This window comes from Gemmatimonas sp. (assembly GCF_041689975.1).
Lineage (GTDB): Bacteria > Gemmatimonadota > Gemmatimonadetes > Gemmatimonadales > Gemmatimonadaceae > Gemmatimonas.
This window is the reverse complement of the sequence record NZ_JBDNFF010000067.1, coordinates 1-20,181: the sequence shown is the minus strand read 5'-3', so window position 1 is coordinate 20,181 and position 20,181 is coordinate 1. Positions and strand designations below refer to the sequence as shown.

Below are 20,181 nucleotides of genomic sequence, written 5' to 3'. Positions count from 1 at the left end.
GTTCATGCGCGGCTTCAGCGTGGGCACGCTGAACGACGATTACGGTTTGACACGACTGATTGTCGGTGCCGATCTGCAAGTCGGCCCTTCCAACGGGCTCCACGGCCGCATGCTCACGGAATTGCGCGATGCTCAGGCCTTAAGCCGCACGCTACCGGGTGGCACGCGACCCACCGATGGCGACCGTCATGACATCCAAAATCTCTACGCGGACCTGGCCTACGATCGCTCGTTCGTGCGCTACGGCCGTCAGGAGGTTTCCCTGAACCGCGAGCGACTCGTGGGCGTGCCCGACTGGGCGAATACGCGTCGTGGCTCGGAGGGCACACGCGCGCAACTCGTGCGCGGACGCCTGTTGCTCGAGGGCACCAGCATCCGGCCGATGCTCGTACGACTCGATCGCGGGAATCGGGCCGACAGTACCGCCCGAATACGCACGCTATCGCTGGGCTCCGCTGCCGGCGCCACGCGCCTCGCCCGCGGCGTGCCGACGCAGTGGAACGGCTACTGGTACGAGCAGACGATCCGTACCGCGTCGTCGCTCACACGACGCCTCACCACCGGCGCGCGAACCGTGTGGCAATTCGGCACCCCGTCGGCATCACGCTTCGTGACATCCATGGAACTCGAAGGCGCGTTACAACACGGCCACGCCGGCGCGCGTGAGCTACAGGCGTGGTTCTGGGTGGCCGAAACACAGCTGCAATGGCGACGCGTGCGTGGCCTGCCGTCGCTCGCGGTCGGAGTGGAGGAGGCCAGCAGCGACCGTCCTTCTACCACGGGGAACGAGGCCTTTGCCGTGCTCTACCCGGCGGCGCATCAGCACGGAGGATTCGCCGATGTCATCGGTCGTCCCAACGTGACCGAGCTGCATGCGATCAGCAGTTGGGACCCGCTGCCGACGCTGTCGGTGCGCGCGGCGTGGTATCGTTTCCATCGGCGCCATCTCGACGACGGCGTGTACAACAAGCAGAATGGTCTCTTTCGTTCGGCGAGTGGATCCACGGCCCGTCATGTGGCCGACGAAGTCGATCCCACCGCCGCCTGGAGGGCGACCACCCATCTCCGCGTGCTGGTTGGAGGGGCCACCGTGCATCCCGGCGCCTTCCTCTCCACCACACCCGGTGGAGCACACGTCGAGCATTGGGGGTATGTCGGTACCACCTTCGCGTTCTGAATTCAGGTTTCATCTCTGTTGGTCGCTCACATCTCCTTGTCCTCATCTTCGATGTTCCGATCACTTCTCGTGTTGATGCTGGCCGCGCCCACGGTACTGGCGGCACAGGTGCGCGCCGCCACACCAGCGCCGCCGCCCCTTCGCGCGCGCCTTGTGGGCACCGTGTTCGACAGCGCGGCCACGCAGTGGCTGGGTGGCGCGACCGTGCAACTGGTCGACGTGGCCAACCCGGCGAATGTGCGTACGGCGATCGCCGCCGCGAACGGGCGCTTCGCCATCGATTCGCTCACCATCGGCACCTACCTGATCGGCTTCTTCCACCAACGGCTCGATCAGCTGGGCATGGAGGCGCCACTCTTTCGCGTGAACATCACGACGCCAGAGGAACTCACCGTGCCGATGGCGATTCCGTCGGCCGAGACGATCATCACCAAACGGTGCGGGCCGGCCAACCCGGAAGAGCCGACGGGACTGTACATGGGATTTGTGCGCAACGCCGCGACCAACCAACCGGTGCCCGCGGCGCGCGTGCGAGCACAGTACTCGGAGGTCACGGTGGGACCGCGTGGCATGGAGCGACGCTCTCCGTCGCGCTTCGGAAGCAGCACCGACGATGGGCTATTCGCGCTCTGCGGCGTGCCGCGCAATGCTCCCGTGACCGCACGGGCCTATGCCGGCGGCGACTCCACCGGGTTCATCGAACTGCGCGTACCGCGCAACGGTCTGCTGGTGCGTGACCTCATGCTCGGCTCCACGAACAAGGGCACGGGCATGCTCCGAGGCTCCGTGAAGAGTGTGAGCGGGCAGACGATCGCCGGCGCACGTGTGGTTCTCTGGGGCGCGAGCGGTAACGGTACGAACACTATGAACGGGCAGTACCTGCTGGACGGACTTCCCACCGGTACCCAGATGGTCGAAGCGCGCGCGATCGGCTACCAGCCCATGCGCGTCGTGGTCGATGTCCCCGCGACAGAAGGCACGACCGCCGACATCACACTCGAAGCGCTCATCGCCACCGTCGACACGGTACGGGTACGAGGCGATCGCGTGTCGAATCAGCTGGCGGAGTTCGAGAAACGGCGTCGCTCGGGCTTCGGCTCGTTCATCGACGAGAACCAGCTCAACAACCGCTCGCCGATCTTCATGGCCGACATCTTCCGCACGGTGCCGGGGATCTCGATCGCGACCGGACAGTCCGCGCAGGGACGCGTGCTGATGCGCGGAAACGCCGGCACCTGTGCGCCTGCGGTATTCCTGAATGGCATGAACGTGCAAGTTCCCGATGGCAACCTCGATGCGATCGTGAACTCGCAAGAGGTCAGGGCCGTCGAGGTGTACTCGCGCACGTCCAACGTGCCCGCGCAGTTCGATTCACGAAACGGCTGCGGCTCGATTGTGGTTTGGACCGGTCCGCGCACGTCGCGTCGGTAGGGAGAACAGCGACACCGGAAGTTCGTGCGCCTGCTTGAGCTTTCGGCGATCAAGACGCACACTGTGACATGGTCTATCCGTCGAAATTGTCACGCGAGAGCGTGGTGGGTGCGGCCCTCGCCCTCATCCGGGAACAGGGCGTGGATGCGCTCGGCATGCGCGCGGTCGCCGCGCGCCTCAGTGTGCGCCCTGCCTCGCTGTATAAGCATGTGGTCGATCTGGCCGGCTTACAGTCACTGCTGGCCGAGCACGCTGCCGGTGACCTGCTCGCGGCCATGGATGCCGCCATCGCTCGCGCGCCGCGCTCGGCGAGCGTTGAATCGCCCAAAATGCCGATGCTGTTCATGGCCAACGAGTATTTGCGCTTCGCCCGCGAGCAGCCGGCACTGTATGCCATGCTTACCAGGGCGACGGTGCGGCTGCCGGTTGCCGAGCCATCGTTGCCGGCCATCGAGCCATCGTCGACGGCCGCGTCTTCAATCCCGCACGTAGCACGTACCGCCGTGTGGAAGCGACTTCTGCAGGTTGTCGGTGACCTCACCGGATCGGCCGACGACGCCGATGCGGCGGTCGCGCTGTGGGCCTTTCTTCATGGGTTCATCGCGCTCGAGCGCAGCGGCATGTTCGGGGCGACTGGTCAAAAGGGCGGCTTTGCGCGGGGGGTGAAGGCCATGGCAGCTGGCTTGCGCCGCCCCGCGTCGGGGAACCATTTGGCGGTTGTGGAACCTCTGGCGTAACGAACAACCGAGTGGCCGACGGAGTAGCATAGGTGCAACGCAACACCCATCATCCCGTTTGGCCGGAGAGGTCGATGCAAGCAATGCTGACCGCAACGAAGCGTCGCGTGGGAACGGCAGTGAGAAGCGGCATCGTGTTCCTTACGCCGGCCCTGTTCTCCGCTTGCGGCGCCGCCAAACTCGGCGGAAGCGGCTCATCACAAGGCACGGTCGCGCTCGTCGTGGAAAATCGTGGCTTCGCTGATGTCAACCTCTATGTCGTGCGCAGCGAAGGCGCGCGCGGCGTACGACTGGGCACCGTGAACGGCGGCGCGACGGTGACGTTCAAAGTGCGGGAAACGTACCTGCAAGCTGGCGCACTGATGCAGCTGCAGGCCCGGGCCATCGGCGGACGCTCGTCCTGGACATCACCGATAATCTCGGTGAGCATGGGTGGCGTCGTGAAGCTCGAGCTCATCGCGACGGGTGCCACCGACTTGAGTCGCAGCCAGTTTTACATCATCCAGTAGCGGTGGGCACATTAAGGCCGAAGGCACTTCGGGGTTTCGTGTAGGTCACTCTCGGCGGGACGGCCCGCTGCGTTGCCTTACCGACCATGGCCGCTGAACGGATCAGCTGTCGACGGACAATCTGCTGAACTGATCACGCAGAGGTCGCGGAGGCACAGAGCACGCAGAGGAACGGTCCAGAATACATGGCTCTTCGGGGTTCAGTGTGGGTGAATCCCGGCCCAAAGGCCCGCGGTGTTGCTTCACGCAAGATGGCCGCTGACCCATCGGCCCCCTCCCGACGCCCCTGTTGTTCGCCCGAGCGTTTCAGCGGCCGGGCTATCGCTTGAATCCGCGTGCGGTCGCGCCAGGCTTCGTGACACGGCCGCGATCGTCGAGACGCGAAATATTCACGTCGATCTTGCGTACGTAATCCAAGGTCTCTACGTAACGCCAGCGCAGCACCGACGGGGCAATCTTCTCGATGTTCCGCCACTGCCGTGGATCCAACTGCCGTTCACGGGCGCGCCGCTGCGCCGACAGCAGGGTCCCTCGTCCGGCGTTGTAGCTCGCGAACATGAATTGTAGCCGATCGTCGGCAATCGAATCATTCTCCCAGCGCAACCAGAGTCGTCGGTCGTACGCGATGCCCGCTTCGATGTTCATCTCGGGATTGTCGATCATGCCGACATCAACATTCTCCGACGTGACTTCGCGATACGTGCTTGGCATCAACTGCATCAATCCGCGCGCCCCGACGCGACTGCGCGCCAGCGGATCGAGATTACTTTCGGCCATACCCTGCGCCTTGAACAGACGCCAATCAAACGCCGGACCGAACGAGCGCTTCGCGGCCTTGCGAAACGTATCATCGTAGCGGTCGGCCGGAGCGCGCGGCTGCGCGGATACGGTCGGCGCATGCACCGCACCCGCGGCGAACAGCACCAGCACACCCCAGCGCAGGCGACGCATCAATTGAGGGCACCGCCAACGACGATCGCCACGGAGATGAAGATCGCGGCGACAAACAGGCCAACGGCCACGTTCCCCTTTCTCAACTCCTCGGCAAAGTCGACCTGAGGGGTCAGCAGGTCGATGATACGATACGCCGCGAACATGAGGACCACACCGAGCGTGGCGTACAGGAAGTTGAGCCCGACGATCGACCATTGCATGAATAGACTGGCAGAGAGTGAAGACGGGTACCGCGTGCGGATTCTCCGTAAGGATCAGCGACGGCGCGCTGTGATCAGCACCGCGATGTCATCCGGGCGCGCGTTGATGAAGTCGAGGCGCACACGCCCGTCGGGCAGCGTGCTCACGATCGCCGGGATGGCACTGTTGGTGAGTACCCAACCGGCCGGCAACACCACGGCATTCGCCGGGCGTCCGAAGCTGCGATCCCACACCAACTCGTCACCCGACAAACGATAGCGGACACTGTCGGTATATGTCTCCGACATACGCAAGCGCGTGGTAGCACCAGCCGCGACCGCAGAAAACCGGAACACCACAATCTCGGTATTCGGCGTGACAGGTTCACCGATCTCGAGCTTCGCGGCCGTTATTGCTACGCCCTTCAGCACATCGAGACGCAACGGTTCGCCCGTGTCGAGATTGCGCGCCGATGGATTCGACACGCGACTTCCCGCGCGCACTACGTTGATGTAGTGATCGGTACCGGCGCGCGATTCCGTGTAGTCGTGATACAGGTCGAACGCGTGCGTTTCCGGCTGCTGCAGAAAGTACACGATCTCCCGAGACTGTCTGGCGCGCTCATCGAGTCGCGCTTGAACACTCGATCGCACCGTGCCGGTCGATGATGCCAGCGACGCCGTCGGGCGCGCGCGCAGGATCAACGGCGCCTCGGCAGGTGTGCCGTTCCAGAAGCTGATCACAATGCGGCCGTCGGCTTCCTGCAGAATCTGCGACGGGTAGTTGCACGACTCGAGCTCGTACCCCTTGGGCAACACGACCGCGTTGCGTTTGATGCCAAGCGGTCGATTGAACACGATCGTCGTACCGTCGGTAAAGTAGCTCCTGGCGTCTTCGTAGGTCTTGTCGATCAGCACGCGCGCTTCGCCACCGTTCTCCGGCACCGGTCGCGCCAGCGTGACGCGGATGTATTGCTGCACGCTGTCGGAAACGCGCACACCACCGGTGCGCGCCACGGCAGCACCGACCACGTCGAACACCAGCGGCTTGCCAGTAGCGCGATCGCTCACGTGCTCATCGGTCGCGATACTGCCGGCACGAATCGGATTGAAGTAGTGCGTGGCGCCGGCGGTTGTGGCGGTTACGTCGTACACAATGCGGAACTTGGCCGAACCCGGCGCCAACAATTCGTATCGGGTGTAGGCATCGGCGTCGGTCTGGCGCGGCGGCGCCGTCTGCGCACCGGCGGGCATCACGCTCGCTACCGTGAAGGCCAGCGTGATCGCCTTGGACCGGCCTCCAACCATGATGCTCAGAAACGTGCGCTGCATGCGGTGCCTCTCAGGAATAGACCGGGCAGCGCTCGCCGGGATTGCGACCAGCGCCCATTATTAGTCTCTGCAAACCTACTGCTCGTCTCCTCCCCAAGCCTCCCCGCGCATGAAGCGTTCTTTCACGGTCGCACCGGTCCTGCTGGCGCTGGTGGCTCCGCTTGCCATTCCGGCCCAAGCAGCGCCGAAAATTGCCCGCCTCGTGATCACGCCCGCCAGCCGGACGGTCACCGCGGGCGACACCATGCGACTCCGAACGGAAGCGCGCGACGCCCAGGGGAACGTGCTCTCCGGCGTCACCTTCCGCTATCGACTCGGCGGCGCTGCGCGCTTCGAAGGACGCGTGGATTCTACCGGTCTGGTCACGGCCAGTTCGACGGCGATTCTGCCGGTAACGATAACGGCCACGATGCCCGGTGCCGCGCCGATATTCGAGGTTATCGAGATCACCGCCGTTCCCGGACCGGCCGCGCGTATCGAACTCTCGCCGACCGCTCCCAAGCTCGTGGTGGGCCAGCGCGTACGCTCCACCGCGCGTGCGTTCTCCGCCAACGAAGACGTGCGCAGCGATCGCGTCACGTGGACGAGCGAGAACCCGCTGGTGGCGAGCGTGAGCGCGAGCGGGCTCATTACCGCGCACAAAGCGGGCCGCACGGCCATCGTGGCCACCGCGGGCAGCGTGTCGCAGCGCCTGCCAGTTTTGGTGGCCGCGTCCGCCTTGTCGTCGTTGACACTGACACCGGGGCACGTAGAAGCGCGCACCGGCGACGTGCTCCGCTTCGCCATTGCCGCGAAGGATGCAGCCGGCAAGCCGATCACCGGACTCACGCCGACCTGGAGCTTCTCGCCCGGACAGGGGCAGATCGACGCCGATGGCGCCTTCGTGGGCTACGAGCCCGGCGACTACACCATCACGGCGTCGTTCGGCGCGCGCAGCGTGGAGAGCACGATCACCCTCGCGCCGCGCGATGTGCGCCGGCCGCTATCGTTGGTCGGCCGCTTGCCACGCACGCGTTTTACCACCGAAGAAGTGTGGATTCATCCGGACGGGAAGCACGCCTATCTCGGCTCGGGCGGCGGTGGCGATGTGCTGTACGCGCTCGACATCAGCAACCCGGCCGACCCCAAGGTTACCGACTCGATCATCTCGAACACGCGGCGCGTGAACGACGTGATGACATTCCCCGACGGCAAGTTCCTCGTGTTCACGCGCGAAGGGGCCAGCGACCGGAAGAACGGCATCGTGATCGCGTCACTCGATGACCCGGCGCATCCGAAGCCGATTGCCGAGTTTACTGAAGGCGTGACCGGTGGCGTGCACTCGGCGTTCGTGTACAAGCAGGAGAAGTTCGGCACGTTCATCTTCCTCACGAACGACGGTACCGGCGCGCTGCACGTGATAGACGTGAACGATCCGTATCATCCAAGAGAGGTAGCGCGCTGGAAAACGGAAGGGCGTCCCGATGCTGGCCGCTCACTGCACGACATCGACTTGCGCGACGGCCTCTTGTACGCGAGCTACTGGAACGACGGGTTGATCGTGCTCGATGTGGGCAACGGGATCAAGGGTGGCTCGCCGTCCAACCCGGTGAAGGTCTCGCAATTCAAGTACGACTTGAACGCGATGTACAAGCAAGTCGAAGTAGACGGCGGCCCGGGCTTCATCCGCGGCACTCATACGGCGTGGCGTCACAAGAACTACGTATTCATCGCCGATGAAGTCTTTCCGGCGGCATCGCCCAAGGGCACCAAGGACGCAGCCGCTGGTCGTGCGTATGGCCGTCTGCAGGTGGTGGACGTGTCCGATATCGCGAATCCGAAGTCCGTGGCGTTCTACGAGCCTGAGTACGGCGGCGTGCACAACGTGTGGGTGGCCGGTGATTCGTTGTACATGGGCGCGTACAACGCCGGCTTCCGCGTGTTCGACATCTCGGGTGAACTTCGCGGTGATCTCCGCGCGCAGGGGCGCGAGATCGGACACCTGAACACCGCCGATATGGACGGCCATGTGAAGAACGCGGCAATGACGTGGGGCGTGGTGGTGAACCCCAAGGACGGACTCGCCTATGTGAACGATGACAACAACGGCCTGTGGATCGTCCGGATCGAACCCAAGCCAGTGAAGAAGGTCGTTCCGTGAGCAGGTGGACCGTGCGCACCGCGCTGCTGACATCGACGATGACGGCGGTGCTGTGCGCACCGTGTGTCGTACCGGCGCAGTCGGCCACCCAGCCACCCACGCGAGACTATCTCGTGCTGGTGGCGAGCGAATCGGTGGACCGCGTGGCGCTGGTGCGCTTCGGTCCGGCTGGCGCGCGGGTAGAGCGCGAGAAGTATGTGGGTTGGTCAAAGATGGAAGTGGCCGGCCCGCATGGTTTAGCGGTTGCGCCCGATGCGAGGGAGTACTTCGTGACGATCGCGCACGGTACGCCCTTCGGAAAGCTCGTAAAGTACGACGCTGCCACCGACGCGCAGCTCGGTAACGTGATGCTTGGCAACTTTCCCGCTACGGCACAGGTATCGCCCAACGGCGCGCTCGTGTTCGTCGTGAACTTTAATCTGCACGGCAACATGGAGACCAGCGATGTTTCAGTGGTCGCGGCCAAGGAGATGGTGGAGATCGCGCGCATCCGCACGTGCACCATGCCCCACGGGTCGCGCCTCTCGAGCGACGGCAACAAACACTACTCGGCCTGCATGATGGACGAGACGTTGGTCGAAATCGATGCCAGCACCTTGTCGGTGAGCCGGCACTTCTTCCTGACGAAGGGGAAGGAAATGGGCATGACGGGAGCGCCGCCCGAGCGCGGGGTGAGCGAGCATGGCGCCCATGGCGACACGCGGAGCGGAGCGAACAGCGACATGTCGGGCCACGGCATGGAGCCACCCAAGCCGGGCGACATCTCCTGCTCACCGACCTGGGCGCAGCCGTCACGCGACGGCGCGCGTGTGTGGGTGGCGTGCAACAAATCGAGCGACCTCGTGGAGATCGATACAAAATCGTGGACGCTGGTGCGTCGTATTCCCGCCGGCCCCGGCGTGTACAACCTTGCCATCACCCACAATGGCGCGCGGCTGATCGCCACGAACAAGCGCGACGCGTCGGTGTCTGTGTTCGACGCGCTGAGCGGAAAAGAGCTCGCGCGCATTCCTACCACGCGGAGAGTCGTGCACGGCATCGCGGTGTCCGACGATGACCGCTACGCGTTCATATCGGTTGAAGGTGTCGGATCCGAACCCGGCACCGTGGATGTGATCGACCTCGCCTCGCTCGAGAAAGTGGCGTCGGTGGATGTTGGACAGCAGGCGGGCGGCATCGACTTCCTGCGATCCGAGGGCGCGACTCACACGCCGTGAATCGTGGGCAGGATGAGGCGCACGGTGTTGTGCCCCACGTAGGCGCCCACGCCGTTGAATGGGACTTCGTGCGCAACCTCGAAGCGCCCGTGATGCGAGATCGCGACCCAGCGCACGATCGAGAGACCCATCCCACGATCGTGCGCTTGCACCTGCGCGTTGTCAGGCTGACCTTGCGCGATGATATCGCTGAGCGCGGCGCCGTCGCTACGGACCTCGAGCACCGCCTCCCGGCGACCTTGAACGGCGCGGCAGGATACCGTGATCGGTGCGCGCGGCACACCGTGACGACAGGCATTTTCGATCAGCTCGAGCAGCGCTTCCTGTAGCAGCGCCGCATTTCCCAGCACGATTACGGGCTCAGCCTCACCGATGGCCAGGCTGTGCCCCGTCACGGCCGCGCGGGCCCGCATCAAATCGGTGCATTCGAGCACCAGTCCATCGAGCTCGACTCGTTGCTCCAGGCGTACTACTTCGCCGGCGCGCGCTTCGGCCAAGAGAAACAGTTCGTCAACGCGCCGGCGCATCTGTTCCGCCGCAGTGCGGATCCGAGCGATTGTAGCGCTAAGCCGCGCGGCGCCGGTCTCCGCCTCCGTGGTGCCGACCGTCAGTACCGTATCGAGGGCAAGCTCCGCTTCGCCCAACACGAGGGTGAGTGGTGTGCGTATCTGATGCGCGGCCTCCCGAACGAATTGTCGATTGCGCTGCTGTGCGTCGGCGAGTCGCACCAGCAACGCGTCGAATTCCGCAGCGAGCGCCCCCAGTTCGCCATCGCCATGCTGCGGCGCCAGGCGACGCGACAGGTCCGTGGGCGCGATGCTCGCAATGTCCATAGTCAGCTGGCGCACGGGAGCGAGTGCACGGCCTGCCAACAGATAGCCCACCAGCAGGCTCGCCAACAGAATGACCGGAGCACCAAAAACGATCGCGATCCCGAGCAGTTCCGTGTCGGCCTCGATCCCTTCGGTCGATCCGAACACCACAATACGAACAGCCCGGCGCGTCGATGGTGAGGCGGCGGCGATCATGATGGTGCTGTCGAACAAACGCGCACGAAGATCGGACCCATCACGATCGATATCGAAACGCGTCGTGCTCGCAGCCGTAACGCCGGCTAACACCCGCGCGCTGATGCCGTCGGGATCCCGGCTCGCCATCACGGCGCCGGAGTCGTCGAGAACGAGAAACGCATCGCCGTTATCCGGCCATTCGGCGACGACTGCACCCGCCACGAAATGGAGGGAAGAATCCGGGGCCTCATCGTGCTCGCGCGTGAGTGCCGCAAGCAGCCCGTTGCCGACACCGTCGAGCTGTGCGTCGAAACGCCGAGTGGACTCTCGTGTGAGAAACGCGAGCGCCCCCGTCGCGAGCAACCCGATACCGACCGCGAACGCGAACGCGAACCCTGCCGCGAGCCGCAGGCGTAGCCGACTAACTGCCATGGTCGCCTCGTGGTCGGTCCGTCAGGACGTAGCCGCTGCCACGCACGGTATGCAGCAACGGCGTGAGCCCGGCCCGATCGATCTTCCGTCGCAGTCGTCCCACCAGCACGTCGACGGCGTTCGCCACCGGATCGAAGTTGTCGTCCCAGACATGATCCAGAATTTGCGCACGACTTACGACCCGCCGCGGATTGCGCAGCAGATACTCGAGCAGCGCGACTTCACGTTGCGTGAGCACCACGGGCACCGACGCACGAGTGGCCTGATGCGACGCGCTGTCGAGTTCGAGATCGGCCAGGCGAAGTACCGGTTCGAATGCCGCCGCCGGACGACGCGCCAATGCACGCAAGCGGGCCAGCAGCTCGCTTACCGCGAACGGCTTGGCGAGATAGTCGTCGGCGCCGGCATCAAGACCCTGCACGCGATCGTTCACCGCATTGCGCGCCGTCAGCACGAGGACGGGCGTACGATCGCCCGTAGCGCGCAGCGCACGGCAGACGCTGAATCCGTCCATGTCGGGCAAGCCGACATCCAGCACGACGAGATCGTACGTCCCATGTGCGAGCGCAACGAGCGCGGCCCGACCGTCCGACACGCCGTCGGGCGCCCAGGCCGCCTCACGAATGACCCGCAGCAGAAAGTCGCGAACCTCCGCATCGTCTTCCACCACCAGGACTCGCATGGCGGTCAAAGTAGCACACTACTGCTCGGCTACGCGCCCGGCTTCTTCACTTTCGCCGCGGCCTTCGCCTTGTCGGCCTTCGCCTTGTCTTCCGCGGCTTCCTTGGCCTCGTCTTCGGCGCTCTCATGCTCAACGCTCACCACGGCACCGCTCGTCGCATCGACCAGCACTTCATCGATACCGCTCTTGCCCGCGACCTCGATGTCGAACGAATACACCAGCTTTCCGTCCTCCTTCTCGATCTCGGCGCTTTGCACCTTGCCACCCGGTACCTTCGCCAACGCCGTGGCCGTGGCGGCACTCGGCGTCACCTTGGCCAGCTTGAGCATTCCGGCCTTCTCTTCTTTCACAGTGACGGCCTGCGCTGACAGGGTCGACGATGCCACCACCAGTGCGATCAGACTTCCTGTAATCATCCGCATAATGTGTTCCTGTTATGAAAGGGCTGCCGTGGTTATGAGTCGAAAGTCCCGCCCGCGCACGGCCACGAGCAGCATAGGTACCGCGAATAACGTGATTGGCATGGAAAGCGCCAGACCACCAATGACGGCGATCGCGAGCGGCTTTTGCATCTCGCCGCCGGCCCCAAGCCCGAGTGCCAGCGGCATCAGGCCGAAGAGCGTACACAGCGTTGTCATAAGAATCGGCCGCAAGCGAATGCGCGCGGCATCCCGAATGCCCGTTTCCAAATCGGCGCCATCGACAAGCATGCGGTGCCGCGTGAAGTCGAGCAGGATGATGCCGTTTTTCACGATCAGTCCGACCAGCAGGATCAACCCCATGAAGCTCGACACGTTCAGCGACACGTCGGTGAGTACAAGCAGTGCGAAGGCCCCGCCAAACGACAATGGCGCCGCGAGAAGCACCACGATCGGCTCCACGAACGACCGAAACTGGAGCACCATCACACACAGCACGCTCACGACGGCCAGCGCCAACACGAGCAGCAGCGTGGAGAACGCAGCCTGCTGACTGGCATAGCGTCCGCCCAATTCAACGCGCACACCGGCCGACGCAGCGTTCGACGCAGCGTTCGACGCAAGGATACCCTGCACATCGGCCATCACGGCGCTCAATGCACGCCCCTCGACCCCTGCCGTGATGATCACCAACTGCTCCGGATTTTCGTACTGCCGCGCAGCACTCAGTTGCGCGAATGCGGAAGCGGAGTCCAGGCGGGCAATCGTATGTCGCGTCGAGCGCGATAACGCGCTCGCGACGGCCTCGGCGCGCGTCACGACGCGCGCCGAGGCTGCCGACTGGGCATGGGCCAAGGTACCGAGGCCCGTGCCCGCGACCCACATGACGACGAGTCGCCTCCCACCCCGCATTCGGCCTGCCATCTGCTACAGGCGATCCAACACAAGGATCGCGGAGGTACCGGGAATGACCGATGCGCGCGCCGTGACCTTCAGCGTGAGCGCGTCAAAGTGAATGGCGTCGGGTTTCGCCCCGGTCACCTTGACGCGTCCGAGGACGGACAGCTTCTCGAGATCGAAGATCGTGACCGAGCTGTCGCGCCCGTTGCTGGCGTAGCCGCGTCCGAGCGCTGGCGCGAGAGCAACACCATGAATGCCGGGTGTATCGCGCAGTTCACCGACGACCGTGTCGTGATCGATATCGACGACCACCATTCTCGTCGCGTGCGACACGTAAAGTCGTCGCGCCTCCGCGTCGATCGTCAGGTAATCCCACCCGCCATCGGCACCGATCGGGATCGTCTTCGTAACATGGTACCCCGCTTCGGGCACCGACTGTGCGTCGCCGGCAATCGTCGGCATCGTTACCATCCAAGCCGCAAGAAGCGTCCAAAGCCAACGAAGAGTCAAGCGCGGGTAGGACGCAGATACGCACGGAATGGAAAACCGGGTCGGAGGAGGGCGTGACGGCATGGTAGAAGGCTACGGCCCGATCATGTCAGGAACGTGACAGGCCGCTGCGGCATTCCCGAAAGGCGTCCCACGCCCGATCTTCTCTGTCCATGACCCTCAGGAACAACATCCTCGAACGTGATCATCTCGGCGCGTTCTGCACACACACGCACGTGGAACGCGCCGGCGCTGGCAACGGTCCGCTTCGCGGCCTTTCGTTCGGCCTCAAGGACATTTTCGATGTCTCCGGACATCGCACCGGCTTCGGCAGTCCTGACTGGTTCGACACGCATGGCGAAGCGTCGAGCACGGCCACCGTGGCCACGCTGCTACTCCAAGCCGGCGCCACTCTCGCCGGGAAGACGCACACCGAAGAGATGGCGTTCAGTCTGACCGGCGAGAACGCGCATTACGGCACGCCACTCAACCCAGCGGCGCCGCATCGTGTGCCGGGCGGATCGTCCAGTGGGTCCGCGGCGGCCGTGGCCGGACGCTTGGTCGACTTCGCCATCGGCAGTGATACAGGCGGCTCCGTCCGGGCGCCGGCCAGCTTCTGCGGCATCTACGGCATCCGCCCCACGCACGGCCGGATTTCACTCGATGGCGCGTGTCCACTCGCACCGATCTTCGACACCTGCGGTTGGTTCGCACGCGACGCGTCGCTGCTGGCGCAGGTGGGCGATGTGCTGTTGGGTGGTTCGCCGAACACCCCCGGTCGTGTGTTGCTGGCCACCGATGCCTTCGCCCTCGCGCTCCCTGGTGCGACGGAAGCGCTCGCCCCCGCTCTGGCCCGCGTGACCGCCCTACTCGGCGAAGCCGAGCCGATTACGGTAAGCGACGAAGGACTGCCCGCGTGGTTCGACGTGTTTCGCGTGCTGCAGTACGACGATATCTGGACCACGCATCGCGCGTGGGTCACACGCGTGCGCCCGAAGTTCGGTCCGCAAGTCGGCCCGCGCTTCGAGGCGGCGGCGCAGGTGCAGGCGCACGAGGTCGCGGCCATGCGCGAGCGCCGCATCGAGATCTCCTCGCGACTGGACGCGTTGCTTGCGAACAACGCAGTGCTGCTGCTGCCCACGGTGCCGGACATCGCACCGTTGCTGCGGCTCCCGCCGGCCGAGACGGTCGCGTTTCGCGAGCGGGCACTGGCGTTGCTGTGCATCGCGGGGCTGGGTGGACTGCCACAGGTAAATCTGCCGTTCGGCACGCTGAACGGGTGTCCGATCGGTCTCTCCATGATCGCTTCGCGCGGGAACGACGAGATGCTGCTGGAGATCGCGGCGCGGCTTGGGCCGGTGTCGGGCTGAGATCGCTGAACAGACAACGCTGGGAACGCCGAGGCGCAGAGCGCGCCGAGGTCAACTTTCTGCAGTTCTCTGCGCCTCGGCGTTCTCAGCGCCTCAGCGTGACCAGTTCTTTGAACGCTCGATCCGCCACGCCGCCAGCTGAAGCACCACCCTCGCGCCCACCATGGCCGGCCGCTCAACCTACCGCTCGAAATACAAGGGCTCGCCACGCTCTACACGACCGCATGACCGACATGGCCAGCAGTGGCACGGCACCTGCTTTGCAATGGACCGGGGTCTTCACTCAAACAATCCGGAGATTGTATGGACGAGCAGCAAAAGCGCATCGAGGATCTTTATGAACTGGTCGACGGCATCGAAACCGCGATGTTCGTCACACAGCGCGGAGACGGACAACTCGTTTCCCGGCCGATGGCCACTCAGAAGCGAAATCCCATAGCCGATCTGTGGTTCGTGACTGACGTCGAATCGAACAAGATCGACGAACTCGACGAACATCCGCGAATCAACCTCAGCTATTTCAGCACCAAGACCTACGAGTGGGTGTCCGTGTCCGGCACCGCCACCGTTTCGACTGATCGCGCCACGATCCGCGAGCTCTACCAGCCCGACTGGAAAATGTGGTTCGGCGAACTCGACGAAGTGCGCGACGGTGGTCCCGATGATCCGCGTTTGACGCTCGTGTTGGTGACTGCGGAAAGCGTGCTCTACATGAAGCAGGAGAAGTCGAAGCCTGTCGTACTCTTCGAGCTGCTCAAGGGTAAAGTCACCGGCGAGCGGCCGGAGATCGGCGATGTGAAGTCGGTCACGCTGTAGGTGCACACATGCGGTGCCACTGATGGCGGATCGCCAGCGTCAGGGCAGGCAGTTCCCGTTGGGTGCAACTCCGGAGAACTGCTGCGCGAAAAACGGCAGCACGCGCTGCTCGAATCGCTGTCGCGTGCGATTTGTGTGGTCGCCGGCAAACACGTCGAGCCGAAAGGGAATTTTCGCGCGGGCAAGTTCGTCGGCGAACGCTCGCGATCCCAGCGACACGCTGGTGATTGCGTCGTCGAGACCGTACTCGATCACGACGGCGCAACTGCGTTTCATGCCCGTGGCATCTTTTGCCAGCAGATCGGTGGGCAGGAACTGCGACCATGTATTTGGCGTGTCGTACGGCGCTCCGAACGCCGCCGTCATGGCGCGGGCGATGCGCACACTGACGGCCATAGCCGGCGGTGTCACAGTGGTGGTATCCCGTACGTAGCGCCACACGTCACTGGATGCAGCCAACTCGCCGACCATCGCCGTGCAGCATGGACTCATCGCGTACACCGAGCCGAACAGCTCGCCGTGCTTCTGCGCGAGGTACAGCGCTCCGAAGCCACCCATCGATTGTCCGGCCAGCCCACGCGATAATCGTTCGGGACGCGTGCGATAGCGGGCGTCGATGAAGCGCACCAATTCATCGGCCACGAATTCTTCCCATTTGCCGAAGGCCGCCGAATTCACATAGAACGTGCCACCCATCGCGTTGTCGGCACTCGGCATCACCACCAGATATTCGCCGGCGTCGACGCGCCACAAACTGTCCATCGTCTGCTGCAGGTCGAGCCCCTGATAGCTGCCGTCGAGCCACTCGCGCGGATGCGACGTGAAGCCGTGCAACAGGTACAACACGGGGAAGCGCCGGTTGGGCGTGCGGTCGTAGCTGGGTGGCGTGTATACGAACACTTCGCGATTCGGCGTATCGCCGATGGCATTGCCGGCGATGGCCTTGGAGTGGATCGTGTCGACGAGAATGCGACCCTGCGCGACGGCGGTCGTCGCGACGCAGAGCAAGAGTAGCAGGAGCCGCATCAGGAAACCGAGAGGCCGACGCATCTGATTACACATCCGATTATGGTAGCGCATGAACGCTAGCGCTGAACGGATACGGTGAGAACGAATGCAAACTTGATGCACCATCGACACCAATCTCCTCGAAATACCGGGCGGTTCAGTTGCCAAGAGCAACGTAAGATGAAGAGCAGACATGTCGAACTACTCCGTGTCGAGCGTCGAGCGTAGCGCGTCCAGCAATCGTTCGGCGGTCAGTGTCCCCGCGCTCGAATCGCGCAGGAGCCCCTGCAGCCACGCGCGATACGCAACACCCAACGTCACGCCGTTGGTAAGCGTGACGAGCGGGCCGACCATCATCGCACGCCGCTCCGCGTCCGCTGACGCTAGGCTCGCACCCATGTGCGCCACGTACGTCTTGAACGCACCCATCTCCACGTTTACCGCGTCGAGCTCGTCGCGCAGCAATCCTTGCATCTCATCCGACGTCAGTCTCCCGGAGAAGAACAGCTTCACCAACAGCGGCTCGCGGCGAGGCACGGCGGGAGCGGAGGCAGTGAGCCATTCGTCGAGTGCGGAAAGCCCACTGGCCGTGGCGTGAAACAGCTTGCGGTCAGGGCGTGTCTCCTGCGCGATCCGCTCATGCGCAACCAGCCCGGCCGCCTCCAGCTCGCTCAGCATGCGATAGATCGCCGCCTGATCAGCCGACCAGAAGTGACGCACCGACTGGTCGAAGGTGCGCTTGAGATCATACCCGCTCATCGGCCGCACCGAGAGAAAACCGAGGATGGCATGACGGAGCGACATCGAAAGTTCAACTCGCAAAGGTTCGAAAACGCGGCGTGCCTTCCGCCTGTGAAGCATAGTAGACGTGCGTAGCATATGATATGTCTCATATCAGGGGCCCCGCGCCAGCCGACGTTACTCACCCCACCTGCGAGCGCGTACAACGTTGGCTTCACCAACGTGCCGCAGACCGGAGTATCCGTTACGCCTCCCATTCCCACTGGCGGCGGGCACCTCCATGGTGCAATCCTCCATCGTCCGTCCGCCGGCCTGTTCATCGCTCCTCACGCTCCCGTGGCTTCGCCCCTTTTCGTCATCGCCCAATACCTGCTGCCCAAGCAGGCCCTCACGTCATTGGCGGGCGCCTTCGCGTCGGCCACGCGTGGCGAACAGACGACATCGGTGATCCGCTGGTTCGTCGCGAAGTACGGCGTGAACATGAGCGAGGCCGCCGAGCCCGACATCGCGGCGTATGCCACGTTCAATGATTTTTTCACGCGCGCCCTGAAGCCGGGGGCGCGTCCGATTGCCGATGCGGACTTCACTTGCCCGGTGGACGGCGCAATCAGTCAGTTCGGCCCGATCACCGGCGATCAGATCTTTCAGGCGAAGGGGCACCGTTACTCGACCACCGCGTTGGTGGGCGGTGATGCGACACTCGCCGCGCCGTACGCGAACGGTGACTTCGCGACGATCTACCTGAGCCCGAAGGACTATCATCGCATTCACATGCCCTGCGATGGGCGGCTCGTGCGCATGATTCACGTGCCGGGCGATCTCTTCTCGGTAAATCCGACCACCGCGCGCGGCGTGCCGGGGCTCTTCGCGCGCAACGAGCGGGTGGTGTGCGTATTCGAAGGCGCGCACGGGCCGTTCGTGTTGGTGCTGGTGGGCGCCACGATCGTGGGTAGCATGGCCACCGTGTGGCACGGTATCGTGAATTCCACGCGCCCGGGCACGGTGCGCGAGTGGCACTACACCGATCAGGCCATCCATCTCGAGAAGGGTGACGAGATGGGCCGCTTTCTGCTTGGCTCCACGGTAGTACTGCTGTTCCCGCTGAACAGCGTGGCGTTTACCGGGCAGTGGGCCACTGAGGTGCCGGTGCGCATGGGTGAACCGATGGGACGCACGCTGGAAACGTAACGCGTCGCGTTACGAGATTTTCTTCGTACCAACCCGTACGAACATCGGCACGAACATCATCGCCGCCGCCAGCAGCAGCGAGACGAGGCTGATCATCTTGCCGCGCGCATACGTTGCCGACTCGAACCATAAGCGCACGGTTTTCGCACCCGGCGGAATATCGACGCTGATCAACGTGTGATCGGCGCGCCGCACGATTCCCGGCTTGCCATCGACTTCGGCGTGCCAATCGGGATACCAGTTCTCCGACACCAGCAGTTGACTCGTGGCCGCTTCGGCACCGGTCAGCGCAATACGCATCTTGCCGGCGCTCCACTCGGTCACCGCGGCCTTCACCTGCGGCGTGGGGAACGGCGGTGTCGCCGCCGGTGACGTGGCCGTGGACGTATCCGGCAACAACGCCACGCTGCTGATCGGGAAACGTGGATCGATCACGGTAGCCAGCCCCTGCTCTTCGGTGAGCTTGGCCGACACCGGCAACACACGCGCATACGCCGGCGCGGCATCGCTTTCGTACAGCGTGGCCGTGGTGCCGAATGCCGTTGGCGACGGCGGCACCACCTGATGGAAACCCGCCACCAGCTGTGTGTCCTGCAAGATTATGTAGCGTATCGACAACAGATCGAACATCTGCGGCGTGAGCAGGTTACGGAATCCGTCCTTCGCGCCGACCAGTTCGTTGTAGCGTTGCAGCTGAAAGCCGTGGTAGCCCATTGCATTCGGAATGCGATACGCCATGAGAATCGACTGACCGTAGCTGTTACCACCGTCGATCACGCGATACGGCGGCGGTACTTTTTTCAGGTACGTCGTGACGGCATCGTCGGCGAACTGCGAACTGGCTCGTGCCGAGAAGGTGAAGAACTGACGGTCGACGCTCCACAGATCGATTCCCAGGAACACCAGCAGCGCAGCGGTCGCGACGCGCGGCGCGATACGACCCGCCGCAGTGGCCCAGAGCACCGCACCACCGAGCACCACGAACACCAGCAATCGCAGGGCACCGCTCCGCAGATACGGCGCGTTGGCCGAAACCGCCTCGAGACGCTCCGGAATAGCCAGCGATTCCGCGAGCCCCTGCAGGCCCCCCACCGTGCCCAGCAGTGCAAACACCGCCGCACCGCCGACCACGATCAGCACCGTGCGCATCGGCACGGCGCGCGCCAGCAGCCGATCGACTCCCACACCGGCCAGTACGCACACCAGAAATGCCGGCAGGTAAAACACCATACCCATCGCACGGATCTTCTTCACGAGCGGCAGCAGTTCGTAGAACGGCTTGTAAAAGGGCGTGTAACCCGCAAACGAGAACATGAGGAAGAACAGCGCACTGACACCGATCACGATCACGAGACGACGACGCGCCTTGTCACCCAACGCCAGCGCGGCGAGGGCGAGCGGCAGGAAGCCCATGTACTCGGTATGGAACTTGATCGGGTTGCGCCCCCAG

At 64.0% G+C, this 20,181-nt stretch carries 20 protein-coding genes; 9 read left to right on the top strand and 11 right to left on the bottom strand.

The window, feature by feature from the left end; all coding sequences use genetic code 11:
• The 4 genes from ACESNG_RS05090 to ACESNG_RS05075 all read left to right on the top strand — a co-directional run.
• A partial coding sequence (locus tag ACESNG_RS05090) for an alginate export family protein (RefSeq protein WP_373068060.1) occupies window positions 1-1,177 on the top strand: 1,177 nt, incomplete at its 5' end.
• A gap of 51 nt (window positions 1,178-1,228) precedes the next feature.
• Window positions 1,229-2,608: a carboxypeptidase regulatory-like domain-containing protein gene (locus ACESNG_RS05085; protein ID WP_373058206.1), complete on the top strand. Its 1,380-nt coding sequence runs from the start codon at window positions 1,229-1,231 to the stop codon at window positions 2,606-2,608.
• 68 nt (window positions 2,609-2,676) lie between these two features.
• Window positions 2,677-3,345 carry a TetR/AcrR family transcriptional regulator gene (locus tag ACESNG_RS05080; protein WP_373058208.1) on the top strand — a complete coding sequence of 223 codons (669 nt, stop codon included), beginning with the start codon at window positions 2,677-2,679 and terminating at the stop codon, window positions 3,343-3,345.
• Between the two features lie 83 nt (window positions 3,346-3,428).
• Complete coding sequence (locus ACESNG_RS05075; RefSeq protein ID WP_373068058.1) at window positions 3,429-3,854, top strand: hypothetical protein; 426 nt, start codon at window positions 3,429-3,431, stop codon at window positions 3,852-3,854.
• A gap of 318 nt (window positions 3,855-4,172) precedes the next feature.
• Here the strand turns inward: ACESNG_RS05075 and ACESNG_RS05070 are convergent, their stop codons facing one another.
• Genes ACESNG_RS05070 through ACESNG_RS05060 form a run of 3 tightly spaced genes read right to left on the bottom strand, consistent with a single transcriptional unit; the run spans window position 4,173 to window position 6,319 of the window.
• Window positions 4,173-4,805 (bottom strand): transglycosylase SLT domain-containing protein, encoded by a 633-nt coding sequence (locus tag ACESNG_RS05070; RefSeq protein ID WP_373058212.1) that lies wholly within the window; start codon window positions 4,803-4,805, stop codon window positions 4,173-4,175.
• The gene (locus tag ACESNG_RS05065; RefSeq protein WP_373058214.1) at window positions 4,805-5,008 is read right to left on the bottom strand and encodes a DUF350 domain-containing protein; all 204 of its coding nucleotides are present in this window, start codon (window positions 5,006-5,008) and stop codon (window positions 4,805-4,807) included. The genes ACESNG_RS05070 and ACESNG_RS05065 overlap by 1 nt, the downstream gene beginning before the upstream one ends.
• A gap of 54 nt (window positions 5,009-5,062) precedes the next feature.
• Window positions 5,063-6,319, bottom strand: a complete 1,257-nt coding sequence (locus tag ACESNG_RS05060; RefSeq protein WP_373058216.1) for a hypothetical protein — start codon at window positions 6,317-6,319, stop codon at window positions 5,063-5,065.
• A gap of 109 nt (window positions 6,320-6,428) precedes the next feature.
• Between ACESNG_RS05060 and ACESNG_RS05055 the strand changes: the two genes are divergently transcribed.
• Together ACESNG_RS05055 and ACESNG_RS05050 are read left to right on the top strand one after the other, a co-directional pair.
• Window positions 6,429-8,459, top strand: a complete 2,031-nt coding sequence (locus tag ACESNG_RS05055; protein WP_373068056.1) for an Ig-like domain-containing protein — start codon at window positions 6,429-6,431, stop codon at window positions 8,457-8,459.
• Window positions 8,456-9,676, top strand: coding sequence for a YncE family protein (locus tag ACESNG_RS05050; RefSeq protein WP_373058220.1), 1,221 nt, complete (start codon window positions 8,456-8,458; stop codon window positions 9,674-9,676). Before ACESNG_RS05055 ends, ACESNG_RS05050 begins: the two co-directional genes overlap by 4 nt.
• Here ACESNG_RS05050 and ACESNG_RS05045 read toward each other — a convergent pair.
• The 5 genes from ACESNG_RS05045 to ACESNG_RS05025 are packed head-to-tail and all read right to left on the bottom strand — an operon-like array spanning window position 9,664 to window position 13,581.
• Window positions 9,664-11,118, bottom strand: coding sequence for a sensor histidine kinase (locus ACESNG_RS05045; protein ID WP_373068054.1), 1,455 nt, complete (start codon window positions 11,116-11,118; stop codon window positions 9,664-9,666). The genes ACESNG_RS05050 and ACESNG_RS05045 overlap by 13 nt on opposite strands.
• Window positions 11,108-11,800: a response regulator transcription factor gene (locus ACESNG_RS05040; protein WP_373068052.1), complete on the bottom strand. Its 693-nt coding sequence runs from the start codon at window positions 11,798-11,800 to the stop codon at window positions 11,108-11,110. Before ACESNG_RS05040 ends, ACESNG_RS05045 begins: the two co-directional genes overlap by 11 nt.
• Window positions 11,801-11,829: 29 nt before the next feature.
• Window positions 11,830-12,222: a PepSY domain-containing protein gene (locus ACESNG_RS05035; protein WP_373068050.1), complete on the bottom strand. Its 393-nt coding sequence runs from the start codon at window positions 12,220-12,222 to the stop codon at window positions 11,830-11,832.
• 12 nt (window positions 12,223-12,234) lie between these two features.
• On the bottom strand, window positions 12,235-13,104 hold the full coding sequence (locus ACESNG_RS05030) for an efflux RND transporter permease subunit (RefSeq protein ID WP_373068048.1): 870 nt from the start codon (window positions 13,102-13,104) through the stop codon (window positions 12,235-12,237).
• A gap of 42 nt (window positions 13,105-13,146) precedes the next feature.
• A complete protein-coding gene (locus ACESNG_RS05025; RefSeq protein WP_373063552.1) occupies window positions 13,147-13,581 on the bottom strand; it encodes a YncE family protein in 435 nt (144 codons plus the stop codon).
• A gap of 200 nt (window positions 13,582-13,781) precedes the next feature.
• Between ACESNG_RS05025 and ACESNG_RS05020 the strand changes: the two genes are divergently transcribed.
• Together ACESNG_RS05020 and ACESNG_RS05015 are read left to right on the top strand one after the other, a co-directional pair.
• The gene (locus tag ACESNG_RS05020) at window positions 13,782-14,978 is read left to right on the top strand and encodes an amidase (protein ID WP_373063554.1); all 1,197 of its coding nucleotides are present in this window, start codon (window positions 13,782-13,784) and stop codon (window positions 14,976-14,978) included.
• Between the two features lie 303 nt (window positions 14,979-15,281).
• Window positions 15,282-15,794 (top strand): pyridoxamine 5'-phosphate oxidase family protein, encoded by a 513-nt coding sequence (locus tag ACESNG_RS05015; RefSeq protein ID WP_373063556.1) that lies wholly within the window; start codon window positions 15,282-15,284, stop codon window positions 15,792-15,794.
• A 39-nt stretch (window positions 15,795-15,833) separates the two neighbouring features.
• Here ACESNG_RS05015 and ACESNG_RS05010 read toward each other — a convergent pair whose 3' ends face one another.
• Together ACESNG_RS05010 and ACESNG_RS05005 are read right to left on the bottom strand one after the other, a co-directional pair.
• Window positions 15,834-16,820 carry an alpha/beta hydrolase gene (locus ACESNG_RS05010; RefSeq protein WP_373063558.1) on the bottom strand — a complete coding sequence of 329 codons (987 nt, stop codon included), beginning with the start codon at window positions 16,818-16,820 and terminating at the stop codon, window positions 15,834-15,836.
• Window positions 16,821-17,003: 183 nt separating this feature from the next.
• On the bottom strand, window positions 17,004-17,606 hold the full coding sequence (locus ACESNG_RS05005; protein ID WP_373063560.1) for a PadR family transcriptional regulator: 603 nt from the start codon (window positions 17,604-17,606) through the stop codon (window positions 17,004-17,006).
• 273 nt (window positions 17,607-17,879) lie between these two features.
• Here ACESNG_RS05005 and asd point away from each other — a divergent pair, with 273 nt between their 5' ends.
• Window positions 17,880-18,731 (top strand): archaetidylserine decarboxylase, encoded by an 852-nt coding sequence (gene asd / locus ACESNG_RS05000; RefSeq protein WP_373063562.1) that lies wholly within the window; start codon window positions 17,880-17,882, stop codon window positions 18,729-18,731.
• A 9-nt stretch (window positions 18,732-18,740) separates the two neighbouring features.
• Here asd and ACESNG_RS04995 read toward each other — a convergent pair.
• A partial coding sequence (locus ACESNG_RS04995; protein ID WP_373068046.1) for a hypothetical protein occupies window positions 18,741-20,181 on the bottom strand: 1,441 nt, incomplete at its 5' end.